Origin of the sequence: Aeribacillus sp. FSL K6-1121, from assembly GCF_038003725.1 — a bacterium.
GTDB lineage: Bacteria > Bacillota > Bacilli > Bacillales > Aeribacillaceae > Aeribacillus > Aeribacillus composti.
Map to the genome: position 1 here is coordinate 1,880,201 of NZ_JBBOPS010000001.1, position 12,598 is coordinate 1,892,798.

General features: G+C 39.6%; 9 protein-coding genes. 1 reads left to right on the forward strand and 8 read right to left on the reverse strand.

Annotation, left to right across the window (positions count from 1 at the left end; genetic code table 11):
• Positions 1 to 393: 393 nt before the first annotated feature.
• From NSQ61_RS09175 to NSQ61_RS09205, 7 genes are all read right to left on the reverse strand, one after another.
• Entirely contained in the window at positions 394 to 1,776 is a 1,383-nt protein-coding gene (locus NSQ61_RS09175) for an ammonium transporter (RefSeq protein WP_340806808.1), read from the reverse strand.
• A 31-nt stretch (positions 1,777 to 1,807) separates the two neighbouring features.
• Positions 1,808 to 2,965, reverse strand: a complete 1,158-nt coding sequence (solA, locus tag NSQ61_RS09180) for an N-methyl-L-tryptophan oxidase (protein WP_063389441.1) — start codon at positions 2,963 to 2,965, stop codon at positions 1,808 to 1,810.
• Positions 2,966 to 3,000: 35 nt separating this feature from the next.
• A complete protein-coding gene (glnT, locus tag NSQ61_RS09185) occupies positions 3,001 to 4,359 on the reverse strand; it encodes a type III glutamate--ammonia ligase (RefSeq protein WP_199757349.1) in 1,359 nt (452 codons plus the stop codon).
• Between the two features lie 23 nt (positions 4,360 to 4,382).
• Positions 4,383 to 5,741: an FMN-binding glutamate synthase family protein gene (locus NSQ61_RS09190; protein WP_063389442.1), complete on the reverse strand. Its 1,359-nt coding sequence runs from the start codon at positions 5,739 to 5,741 to the stop codon at positions 4,383 to 4,385.
• A complete protein-coding gene (locus NSQ61_RS09195) occupies positions 5,723 to 6,430 on the reverse strand; it encodes a GltB/FmdC/FwdC-like GXGXG domain-containing protein (protein WP_063389443.1) in 708 nt (235 codons plus the stop codon). Before NSQ61_RS09195 ends, NSQ61_RS09190 begins: the two co-directional genes overlap by 19 nt.
• Complete coding sequence (locus NSQ61_RS09200) at positions 6,418 to 7,314, reverse strand: class II glutamine amidotransferase (RefSeq protein WP_063389444.1); 897 nt, start codon at positions 7,312 to 7,314, stop codon at positions 6,418 to 6,420. Before NSQ61_RS09200 ends, NSQ61_RS09195 begins: the two co-directional genes overlap by 13 nt.
• A 172-nt stretch (positions 7,315 to 7,486) precedes the next feature.
• A complete protein-coding gene (locus NSQ61_RS09205; protein WP_063389445.1) occupies positions 7,487 to 8,239 on the reverse strand; it encodes an IclR family transcriptional regulator in 753 nt (250 codons plus the stop codon).
• Positions 8,240 to 8,861: 622 nt separating this feature from the next.
• Between NSQ61_RS09205 and NSQ61_RS09210 the strand changes: the two genes are divergently transcribed.
• Complete coding sequence (locus NSQ61_RS09210) at positions 8,862 to 10,082, forward strand: IS110 family transposase (RefSeq protein WP_340806813.1); 1,221 nt, start codon at positions 8,862 to 8,864, stop codon at positions 10,080 to 10,082.
• A 727-nt stretch (positions 10,083 to 10,809) separates the two neighbouring features.
• On the opposite strand, the gene NSQ61_RS09215 is transcribed toward NSQ61_RS09210, so the two are convergent.
• A complete protein-coding gene (locus tag NSQ61_RS09215; RefSeq protein WP_340806816.1) occupies positions 10,810 to 11,508 on the reverse strand; it encodes a helix-turn-helix domain-containing protein in 699 nt (232 codons plus the stop codon).
• Positions 11,509 to 12,598 lie beyond the last annotated feature (1,090 nt).

The window sequence follows — 12,598 nt, forward strand, 5'->3', positions numbered from 1 at the left end:
TAACTTGTTTCTGAAATGCAAAAAAAGAGAATCGTTAGCCGAATAAATCGCCTGACGAGAGGAGGGAGCCCCATACCCGATTTAGTCGAAAGATATTTCAGAAACAAGCTCCACACCCTTTTGTATATTTTTTGCTTAAAATAGTTTTAAAGAAATAAGAGAACAAAACGATCACATGACGACAGATTTTTAACCTTTTTCTTTACACTATAAAAAATTAACAATAATCGGCTGTTTTTCTTTGTCGAAATTTACTTGTTGTGTTTTTACAAATTCATCAAAACAAACATGAATCCTCACACTGTTTATCAGGTGAGGATTCTTTTATGCGTATACAATTGAATTGGTCATAGCTTTGCCGTTTTGACAACCAATGAAAAATACATTGCCATGCTAGGACATTTGAGAAGCAATATCGTTTGATTTACCCTTCTCTTCTATCGACTGATCAACATCTGAATAAGCCGGTTCTTGATGAAAGCTTAAATCAAGGCCAAGCAGCTCGTCTTCTTTTTTCACACGCAACGGTGTAAACAGCGAAACAATTTTCAAAACAATATATGTTCCTACTGCCGCAAGCAAAACAGCCACAATCACTCCTATAACCTGATGGAACAGCTGTTCAGGATTTCCATAAAACAAACCGTTATTCCCTGCCGGATTCACTGACTTAGTAGCAAAAAGTCCTGTTGCAATGGATCCCCATATTCCGCAGATGCCATGTACTCCAAAAGCATCTAACGTATCATCATATTTTAGACGTGCTTTCACAAAATGGATAGCAAAATAGCAGATAGGGGCGGATGCAAGTCCAATAATCAAAGCTGAAGGGATTGTGACAAATCCTGCTGCTGGAGTTATGCCAACAAGACCGCCTATTGCCCCAGTGGCAGTTCCTACTAGCGTCGGGCGCTTGCGAACCATCCATTCTATGATCAGCCATCCCAAGCCCCCGGCTGCTGCGGCAACTTGTGTATTGGCAAAGGCAAGAGCGGTAATACCATTTGCACTAAGTGCACTTCCTGCGTTAAAACCGAACCAGCCAAACCAAAGAGTGGCCGCTCCAATAAGAAATAAAACAATATTATGAGGAGCATCATTTTTCTTCATATGTTCATATCTCGGCCCAATTACGAGTGCAGCTGTTAATGCGCTAACACCGGAAAGTATATGAACAACCGTACCTCCAGCAAAATCAAGTTCGCCCATGGCAAAAAGCCATCCGCCTCCCCATACCCAATGAGCCATTGGTGCATAAACAAAGGTGATCCATAAAACCGAAAACATTACCCATGCAGGAAAAGAAATACGCCCTGCAATTCCTCCGGAAATAATCGCAACCGTTATAGCAGCAAATGCACCTTGAAAAATGGCAAATATATAATGAGGGATGGTTAATGAACCAAAAGCAGCCTCTCCTCCTACTCCGTTAAATGCCAGGTAGTCCATTTTTCCAATGATTCCCCCTACATCCTGTCCAAAGCTGAGGCTGTATCCCCATAGCACCCAAACAATGGTCACAGTTAAAAGACTGACAAAGCTGTGCATCATCGTTGATACAACATTCCGTTCACTTACAAGCCCTCCATAAAAGAGAGCCAAACCAGGTACATGCATAAAAATAACGATAGCCGCTGCTACGAGCAACCAAGTTGTATCCCCCGTATCAACCACCGGCTCGTTCTCTTGCGCAAAGGCTGAAATCGGAAAAAGGAATAAAAGATAAAGAAGAAAAACGAAAAATATTGAAGCTCTTTTCTTTACGAAACCATCCATAGGAATCCTCCTCCTTACTTTTTTCATTACTCTAGCTTTCGGTAGCGATTTGTTCAAAACGATTTAATCGAAAAAAGGAAATATCATGTTTTGTTTTCCCAAGCGTGACTAAATCTGCTAAAATGCTCCCAACGATGCTGGCAAACTTAAACCCATGTCCGGAAAATCCACCGGCTAACAACACATTGCTGAAGTTTGGATGAAAATCGATAATAAAGTCGCTATCAGGAGTAAGTGAATATAAACAAATTTTACCATCGGTCAGCTCGCCGGCAGCCTGCGGCATATATTTTTCAAGAAAGCTTCGTACATCACGTTCATCTTCACAGTAAGAACCAAATAGTCTGTTCACGGAATCTGGATCACTTTCAATCCCCATGTCATGACGTCCTATTTTTACACCTGTTTTCCGAAAATTCGGAAAACCATAATAATGACCTTCTTTTGTGTCAAAGACAAAAGCAGGAAATTGACCAAAATCATATAGTCCATCCTCCAACGGTGCAAACCATGCAACAGGTTTTCGGATCACTTGGATCGGAAAATCGAGTTCCGGCAATAATTTCGGAATCCATGCACCAGCTGTGATCACTAAATTGGCTGCTTGAAAACGTCCCTTCTCCGTAATGACCTCCGACATATCCGATTGAATGGACAGCTTTAAGACAGGATTGTTTTCCAACAGTTTGGCTCCCAGTTTTAAAGCTTCTTCTTTATAAGTTTGAATACATACTTCACATAACAAAAATCCTGCTTGGGGATCAAAACAGGCAGTAAAATCTTCGGGAATTTGAATGCCTTGCCATTTGTTCATCACCATGCTTGCTGTGAACATTTCAATTGGGAGGTTGTGATGAATAGAGCTTTGAATCGTTTCATTGACAAAAGATGAATCGCGTTCGCCGACAACTAAAGTGCCTGTTTGATAAAATAACGTTTTTCCTGTTTGCTCTTGCAGTTCCATCCATAACCGGTATGCTTCTTTAACTAAATCAACATATTTTTCCCCTTGGCCATAACCAAATCGCAGCATTCTTGTTTCCCCGGCGTGGCTTGCAAAGGAATTTGGAACAGAAAATTGATCAATCATCAACACGCTTTGACCATTTTGGGCTAAATAATAGGCTGCAGCACTTCCTGCAGAACCTGCTCCAATAACAATCACATCGTACATCCCGTCATAATTCATACGAATTCCTCCATATAAATCAATACGATTTGTTTTTAGTAGCCTTTTAAATATTTTTCAACTTCCCATTCGCTGACATAGTCATGATATTCTTTCCATTCAGCCTTTTTTCGTTTAATAAAGGTCTCCATAAATGTTTCCCCTAGTGCCTTGACTAACACTTCATCGCTTTCTAATGCTTCAATCGCTTCATTCAATGTAGAAGGCAATTTGTCAAATTCATTTTCTATCGAATGGAACATGTATAAATTTCCGTTAAATGGATCTCCTGGATCCATCCGCTTTTCGATGCCGTCCAATCCCGCTGCTAAAATCGCAGCAGTCGCAAGGTACGGATTACAGGAACCGTCCATGGCCCGAAACTCAATCCTTCCAGCATCAGGAATGCGAATAAGCTGTGTGCGGTTATTCCCTCCATAAGAAATAAAATTAGGAGCCCATGTAGATCCAGATGAGGAATTTAACGCTCCTAGCCGCTTGTAAGAGTTGACAGTTGGACAGACAATAGCAGCCAAGGCTTTTGCATGATTGAGAATACCTGCAATAAAATGATACGCGACTGCAGACAATCCAAAGCCTTTTGGATCATGAGCATCTTCAAATACATTTCGTTCTTCCCGCTCATCCCATAAGCTTAAGTGCATATGGCAGCCATTCCCGGTCAGATTGGAAAATGGCTTCGGCATAAACGTGGCGATTAGTCCTCGTTCCTCTGCCATGGTTCTAATCATATATTTAAAAAATGTATGCCGATCAGCAGACGTCACCGCATCTGAAAAATCAAAATTGATTTCAAATTGTCCATTGGCATCTTCATGATCTGCTTGTGTGACATTCCATTTCAATTCATTCATATACTCAATCAAAGTGCCTAAAAATTCGATATTTCTCATAAGCGCCTGCTGTTGGTAACATGGTTTCAATTCTTTATCCTGTTCATCAAACGGGGCAATTTTCCCGTCTTCTCCCTGTTTCACAAGGAAAAATTCCGGTTCCACTCCCGTTTTCATCGTATATCCCATGCTTTTTGCTTGCGTCAGCACATTTAACAAAATCGTTCTCGTACAAAACGGCCAAGGAGTTCCATCTTCCGTTAAAGTTCCGGCAAACCAAGCAATCTCTTTATTCCACGGTAATATAGTCATAGAACGCAAATCAGGGATGCACAATATATCGGGATCATGCGGTCCGTGGCCGAGATCGCCTACAGCAAAACCGGCGAATCCAGCCCCTGATTGGCAGACTGACTGTAAACGGGAGGAAGGAATTAATTTCGCACGTAAAGAACCGTTCAAATCCGAAAAGGAGGCTAACGCCAATTTGATCTTTTTACCTTCGATATATTTTAACGTCTCCTCCAACACCTTGTTATTGCTTTCCACTATACCGATCAATGATCATCACCATCCCTTATTTTTTACACTTTTAAAAGATCTTTAAATGAACTCCCATGGTCAAGGCTTGCAAAATACGGTTTTTTGCCCCCTAATCCTACTAGAGGAACTCCTGTAATATAGGAGGTGACTAATGTTAACGAGCGCAAATCGGTAGGATCTAAATCACTGACTCTGCTTTTTCCGCACGATCTTGCAAAAATTTGCATTTCCATCGTGATCGAATTGATATAATTCTCCACTCTTTCAGCGGCAGCTGTAGGATCTAATCTCGCCATTAACTCAGGATCTTGTGTCGCAATACCGACCGGGCATTTACCCGTATGGCAATGATGGCATGCACCAGGTTCTGTCCCTAAGGCATGGTAGTCTTCTATATAAATTGGCCGCTGGCAATTAAGGGCAATTAACATTGCTGAACCCATATAAACGACATCCGCACCTAGTGCGATGGCTTTCGCTGCATCAGCGCCATTGCTGATTCCGCCGCCGATAATTAGCTTTACTTCGTGCTTCATACCGATATCGTAAAGTGCTTGAGCTGCTTCAACTACAGCGGAAATGGTCGGAATCCCTGTATGATCCAATTGGATTTCCGGTGAGGCAGCGGTTCCTCCTTCCATTCCATCAATGACGACTGCTTCCACCCCAACCTTTGCCGCCAGCTTTACATCATCATAAACGCGTCCGGCCCCAATTTTAATAAAGATCGGCACTTCATAATCAGTCGCTTCCCGAATTTGCTCTACTTTTACCCCTAAATCATCTGGCCCCATCCAATCGGGGTGCCGGCACGGGCTTCGTTGATCGACTCCTGCAGGAAGATCCCGCATTTTTGCCACTTCTTCAGAAACTTTATGTCCAAGAAGCGTTCCGCCCGTACCTGGTTTGGCACCTTGGCTCACGACAATTTCTACCGCATCGGCTTTTTTCAAATCATAAGGATTTAAACCGTAGCGGCTCGGAAGCAATTGGTAGACCAATTTCTCCGAATATTCACGTTCTATCGGATGCATGCCCCCATCGCCCGTACATGTACTGATGCCGCATCTAGTCGCTGCAATGCCAAGCGCTTTTTTAGAATGAGCATTAATCGCCCCAAAACTCATCCCTGCAATCATGATCGGTGTTTCGAGTACGAGGGGACGTTTCACCTTTCCTTCTCCTATAACAACTTTTGTATCGCATCGCTCCCGATACCCTTCCAGCGGTACCCTTGACAGTCCTGCCGGAGTAAAGACGAGATCGTCAAAGGAAGGTAAGTCCATTCTTTTTGTAGCTTGGCCGCGGATGCGATATCGTCCAATCTGAGCTTTTTCTTGAATTTCTTCAATTTTTTCCGGACTCCACACCTTGCTTTTTCTTATAAGATTTCTTTCCATACGCGAAACTCCTTTTTATTAAAATGATGAAGCAAGCCGTTAGGAACAATTTTTTGAAAAGAGGGCGGCGGTTCTATTTGATAGAAATCAAGCAAACTCTTTATCTCATCTTTTTCCTCTTCCGACACTTCCTCTACCTTTGTTCCATTCCCCAGCTCCGCAATTTTCCCGCCAACATAGATCACTCCATCATACATGGAATCTCCCAGCGCTTTCCCAGCATCTCCACAAATAATCATTTTTCCTTTTTGCATCATAAAACCGGTCATATATCCGGTATTACCGCCAATAATTAAAGTCCCTCCCTTCATGCTGATTCCCGCCCTGGCGCCTGCCTCTCCTTTGACAACTACGATACCGCCTCTCAGCGAAGCTGCACAGGAAGACGCTGCATTTCCATTTACGACAATTTCTCCGCTCATTAAATTTTCACCAACTGCCCAGCCGCAATTCCCGTTTATGGTCGCTGTCACCTTATCACATAAACTCACTGCATAGTAGCCGACATCTCCGTTATAAATGAGATGAATCGGATCTGTTATGCATACTCCAAGGTTATGGCGTGCGAGAGGGTTTTCGATGATGACCTCCTTTATATTATTTTTCGCAAAATCCCGAATCATTTGGTTGATTGAAGTCACCGTTTCACTCTTGCAATCAATTACTATACTTTCTTTCACAGATTCCATACCAATACCTCCTCTGCCCCTGGTTCTCTTACTGGCAAGCTTTCCCCAAAGCCATTTGTAATTGCTAAGCTTTCAGAAGCAAAAGCGATGAAATCATCAGTTTCCGCAAGCACAATCGGCTTCATACTAAAAGGTTCTTTTGCTAAACCGACTGCTGTCGGCGTAACAGCAATATAGCTAAAAGAGCCGTCTAAATCATGAACAGATGCTGTCATTGCTTCTTTTAAGCTGGCTCCTTTCTTCATTTCATCTACTAAATAAACGGCAATCACTTCCGAATCGTTTCCGGTTATAAATTGATAGCCTTTCTTTTCGTAGTATGCTCTCAATTTAATGTAGTTTGTCACATGGCCATTGTGAATAATCGTTAAATCTTTGAAAGAATTGCAACAGAGCGGCTGCGAATGGGAAATATCGACTTTGCTTTCTGTCGCCATTCTTGTATGGCCTACAGCAACTTGCCCGTCATATACGGAAAGCTTAAATTGCGCATCTAAAAGATGAGCTCCCCCTAAAGATTTCAACACTTCAATCGATTCTCCGATGTTTGCGACTGAAATGTCTTCGTCCAGCTGACTGATTCCTTGAACAATATGTTGGATATCTCCTGAATGGAAAATTTTTGTTCTGACGTAATTGCCATGATCAGATGAATACAGCACATCTGCTTTATCTTTTAAGAAGGAAATGATTTTCTCCCCGTTGCCCCTTGTTTCATAATTCACATCAACATATAAGACGTTCTCTTCCTTTGGATGGAGAATGGCAACTCCTGTTGAATCAGGACCTCTTCGAAACAAACTGTCCAGCATTGCCAATATGACTTCGCCTGTTTTCCTTTTGTGATTTGGATTTTTAAAGATGACACCACTGATCCCGCACATCTTTTTTCCCTCCAGTCGTTGAAAAATTTTTGGAACTTTTTGTGAGAGGTTGTGGTTATATACAATATTCCATAATTTTTTCCCAAAAAAAAGCTCATTTTATCGAATATTGGGAAAATTACAAAAACCATGTTACCTTTTCTTCCATAGGATGGACTTTTTCATCCTTTGGTCATCTGTTTGGTACCCAGCCTAGTTCTTCGGAAATTTCATTTGCGGCTCTGATTGTGGTAGATATTAAACCGGCTAACTCATCTTTCGTAAAACGCGTTTCCGGCCCGGCAACACTTAAAGAGGCGATCACTTTATTTTCCCAAGAGAAAATAGGAGCTGCCACACTGGCGGTTCCTTCTGTTGTTTCCCCGAAAGAAATACAATATCCATGCTTTCGAATTAACATTAAATGTCGGTGAAGATGATCCACGTCTTTTATCCTTCCATTTTTTACAAGATCTTTAATCACTTGGCTTCTTGTTTTCTCTTCCAAGTATGCTAAAATCACTTTTTTCGAAGCACCTACGCATAAAGGAAGACGCATTCCAATCGGTTCGACAATTCTAAGCCAATGCGGCGAATCAACACAATCAATAAACACGCCTTCACATCCTTCCGGTACGGTCAAGTACACACTTTCCTTTGTTTTTTGGGCCAGCTTTTCCATAATTGGTACTGCAGCATTACGAACCGATAGATTGTCTCGTATGGAAAGACCTAATTGAAGCAATGTAAGGCCTAGACGGAATTTTCTCGTTTGTTTGTTTTTATACACAAATCCATACTCTTCTAAACAAGTCAGCAATCGGTGCACCGTTTGAACGGGAATACCGAGCTTTTTACTGATTTCCGTAGTACTCCACTCTTCTTTATTTTCGTTCGGCTGAATAGTTTGCAATAATAAAATCGTTTTCCGAATCACCTCTGACATCTAAACCCCTCCTATGTAAAAAAATTTACATAATGAGAATGGAATGTTTGCTTTTATATTAACGAAATAAAAAATGATACAACGTTGTTTTGTCAGATCGGCCAACATACTTTTTATATTTTTTCCCATATAATGAGATTTTTTACCGGAAGAGGTTGAGGGAGGAATTTAATAAACGAGCAAGTTGAGTTAATTTTTCTCTTCTCCATTTTCTGTGGTTCTCTAGAGGCGAACTGGGGATGTATATCGGATCATGTAACAATTTGCGAATTTATTATCCAAGCAATATACGACAAAATAATCCGTCATTTGGATGCACTTGTTGAAAAAACGCAAATTGCAGCTGGTTGACCTTGTATCCTGAAGGTCTCATAAAACATACTAACATTAGTAGTACAGACCTAGGCCAAGGTTTGTGCTACTATTTTTTTATAGTAGAAGTGAAGGAAGGTCGAACATCCCCTGGGACCAAATAGAGTCCGTATTAAAAACAGACCAACTTCACATCCTTATTTGAATCAGTTTAGTATGTTGGGTCCGAAGAGACCGTGTATAAGAAAATGGAATCAATAAGGCAATGTGAAGAACTTCTATGTTTGGCTAAAAAGGAGAGGCAGAAAATATGAAACACGTAGTGGCATTTGATGTCAGTATGGGGAAAAGTACAATGGCCATTTATGACCGTTATCGTCAATGCGAATATGAGGGTGAAATAACCCATAACCGCTACTCTTTCGAGAAATTAAACGAAACCCTTATATCTTTAACACAAAAAGATGCACAGGCACCTGATATTGTCTTTGAAGCAACAGGCGTATATTCAAAACCACTAGAACGATTCTTAGGTGATCAAGGTTATATGTATTATCGAGTTAACCCACTCGAAGCGAATATTCAAATGGCTTCAATGAGGAGACAAAAAACAGATAAAAGCGACGCTCATGAACTTGCGAAAACTCACTTTAGAGTTGAACGTGAACAAACTTATCAAGAAGGGGAATATTATAAACAAATGCGTGCAATGACGAGATATTATGATGAATTAAGTAGTGAAATGACGCATTTATATAGTCGTTTACATGCGATTCTACAATTGAGTTTTCCCGAGTTAGAAAAGCTATTCAGTAAACGTTCTGCTTTATTTTTGAATGTCGTTCAATTATACCCTCATCCGGATCATGTGTTAGTTTGTTCAAAAACAGTGATTCGTAATCGTTTAAAAGCCAACACAAGAAAAAACTTATCATTGGCACGTGCTGAAGAAAAAGGGATCGCTTTAATCGAAGCAGCAAAAGAAGCGTATCCAGCAATTTCAAAAGATGATATTCGCTGTGAACAAGTGCGGGATTATGCCAAACGGATTGCAGACTTGAAGGAGAAAAGAGATCAACTTGTCCAAAAGATGGTTAAATTATCGAAAGATAAACAAGAGTATCAGATTTTAATTTCATTTCCAGGAATCGGAGAAACGACTGCAGTTCGTTTAATTGGAGAATTAGGAGATATTCGACGATTCAAAAACCATAAACAACTGAATGCTTACGTCGGTATTGATATTATGAGATATCAATCTGGGAATACCTTTTATAAAGACAAGATTAATAAAAGAGGAAATAACAAACTTAGAAAGATTCTATTTTACATGATCCAGACCATGATCCAACTACGGAAAAACACACAAAATCATATTGTAGATTATTATGATAAATTAAAAACGCAACCCCAGAGGAAACCTCATAAAGTTGCGTCCATAGCATGCGTGAATAAGTTCTTGAAATCGGCTTATCACCTTATCACACATAATCTGAAATACGATTACGAAAAGGCAACAATGCATCAGTAATCGTAAGTAAGATTATATCACAAAGACCTGACGAAAAAAATGGAAATCGTGAGGTCTATTTGTCATGCGAAAATTTATTTTGGAAGGAAGGGGTCCCCCTTCCTTCCAAAATAAAATCTATATTAACCAAATTATTTAATAAAAAATACTTGACTAGAGGTAAGAAATGGGGTGTCTAATAAGTCGTTTTTACGGCTTATTGACGCCCCCCATTAATGTGTTAGATATATCGGTGTTTATGATTTTTGTTTTTAATGGGATTTGATTTTCTGGACAGCCCCATGTCTCATGTCTCTCTCGTGTCGTAATGAAAATACCAGCCAAAACGAATAGTACACTAGCCAGGATGCCCTTAATAGTTCTTCTTTAGTTGAATGGTTTTAGTGTACTCGATTACACTTTCGTGAAAGGTTCGTATTGACAACAAATTCCGCTTAGAATAAGGTCAATCCGTTTCGAAATTCACTTACATATTTAAATTGTCGGTTTTAGTATAATATTGTCTTTCAGTTACAAAACGCCTAAATAAATCCAAACCTTCATTATAAAATAAATGCTTTGATAAAAATTGAAACGTTTATCCTTTCTTTGCTTTAAAAAATCCCCTCCAATGTAGACGGTTAGGAGCATAAAATCATTACATTTGACTGTCTACCTGTTAAGGGAAAATACGAGACCTGCTCAATTTTTAAAAATGGTAACATACTTACCATTTTGGAATATAAAATTAAGCAAACTTATCATAACGTTTTTCAGATGCGGCAGCCCCCTCGGAAATCGATGTAGATGACATCCCCTTTTTTCGTTTGCCATACCTTTTAGTGATGTCTCTTTTCATTCTGGCAATAGCCATAATTTCAAATTTGTCGCCGTCATCCAATTGACGGAGGATTTCGATTAGTTCCTGCTCTTCTGGAGAAAGTTCGTTTTTGTCATTTTGTTGATCGATCATTTCGTTTTCACTAACTTTTATAGATGGATCAGCAAAAAGAGCAGCTGAGGCTTTAAATAGATTCATTAGTGCTTCAGGATCTAAGCTGACCGAACTGTTTTCGCCTTTCAAGCATTTTATGGTTAAATCCTGAAATCTTTTAAACAATGGAGATTTTTTAATTTTATCGTCTTCAGCTGAAGCACGGTCAGTCATTTCTTGTAAACAAGAATTTGACGTAAATTTATTATTAGTTTCAGAAATCGGAACACTAGTCAAATAAGCCTCGCCGTATAGCAAGAAATCATTACTCACTCCTAAAACTCTGCTTATTAATGATAGATTCTCAGCAGAAACTGAAACTGCTCCTCTTTCAATTTTGCTTAGTGCGCTATTCGTAATGCCAGTAGCTTTTGCCATTTCCTCAAGTGTCAAACCTTTTTCTTTACGAATTCGTCTTATCCGACTACCCAATTCCTTTTTGAAATCGTTCATTTTTTGTCAACCTCTCTATAATCTTCCTAAAAGAAATATTTTTAGTCCTAAAGGAAAATTTTGTCGATTTTCGTCTTATAGGAATATATAATGTAATCAAAAGTGGTAACCGATTACCTTGTCAAACAAAAATAAAGTGTAAATAGATGTGAAAGTTCGACAATCTGCGTAAGTTTCCTAGTCCATTGGTCCAAAAGAACCGTCATAAGTCATTTCATGAAGGTTACCGATGGACTATATATCCGTTTAAATAATCAGCGCGCAGCGGTTTATCCTTTATATTAATCATCACAACCGCTTTTGCAGCCTTGAAACTGAACTAGCAGTTGAATCATTGTACAACAATAGCATCGCGATCCAATGATTGGAATATGCAAGCTGTTGTTCCGGTGCAGATACTTTGGATGAAACAGGTACAGCGTGCTGACTGAAAAATGCAGCATATCAAATGTTCTTTATGTCCGGAAAGCCTTCTGATTATTGATCTTAACAATGAAAGAAATAGACGAGCTCAATCAAAGGCTATACCCATTCGAAGCATCAAGCAGAGTTTTGCTATCTAAAATAGTTCTTTGAGCTGTTGTATAAATACTTTCAAATTCATACATAAACTGTTGAATCATCTGTCCTTTAAAAATTGCCAATTTGAAGCATCGAGAAAACAACTTGTTCCCAACTACATCAATCAGTTGAAGATATACAAATGGAAATGCTTCACTGTTTTTTAATACCATCTGCATTAAATTCTCCGAAATATAGATAGTCTCTAAATAGAGCTAGTACTGGCATGAATTTAGGAACTTGGTTCTTTTATTTGTCCACAGTTTGGTTTTACAACATGATGAGCAGGCTTAATCTCCTGAACAATCTGGTCGATGTGAAGCTTTAAGGATGATAAAAGCTCCTGCTGCGTTTCTCCGTCCTCGTTATACATGAAAATCTTTCGGAGATAGCACTAGGACATAGTTAATCAGCAATAGATTTTTGAATCAACATCTCATAACGAATTCTAATCCTCAATATAGTTATGACTCCCTTTCATTCTACCAAAATTCGGCATAGGGAAACAGAATGATCATAGAAAGGAGTG

What these genes read in the sequence shown, in the direction of transcription:
- NSQ61_RS09210 (WP_340806813.1), top strand. Translation starts at nt 8,862, where the DNA reads ATGAAACACGTAGTGGCATTTGATGTCAGTATGGGGAAAAGTACAATG.
- NSQ61_RS09190 (WP_063389442.1), bottom strand. Translation starts at nt 5,741, where the DNA reads ATGGAAAGAAATCTTATAAGAAAAAGCAAGGTGTGGAGTCCGGAAAAA.
- NSQ61_RS09200 (WP_063389444.1), bottom strand. Translation starts at nt 7,314, where the DNA reads ATGTGCGGGATCAGTGGTGTCATCTTTAAAAATCCAAATCACAAAAGG.
- NSQ61_RS09175 (WP_340806808.1), bottom strand. Translation starts at nt 1,776, where the DNA reads ATGGATGGTTTCGTAAAGAAAAGAGCTTCAATATTTTTCGTTTTTCTT.
- NSQ61_RS09205 (WP_063389445.1), bottom strand. Translation starts at nt 8,239, where the DNA reads ATGTCAGAGGTGATTCGGAAAACGATTTTATTATTGCAAACTATTCAG.
- NSQ61_RS09215 (WP_340806816.1), bottom strand. Translation starts at nt 11,508, where the DNA reads ATGAACGATTTCAAAAAGGAATTGGGTAGTCGGATAAGACGAATTCGT.
- solA (WP_063389441.1), bottom strand. Translation starts at nt 2,965, where the DNA reads ATGAATTATGACGGGATGTACGATGTGATTGTTATTGGAGCAGGTTCT.
- NSQ61_RS09195 (WP_063389443.1), bottom strand. Translation starts at nt 6,430, where the DNA reads ATGGAATCTGTGAAAGAAAGTATAGTAATTGATTGCAAGAGTGAAACG.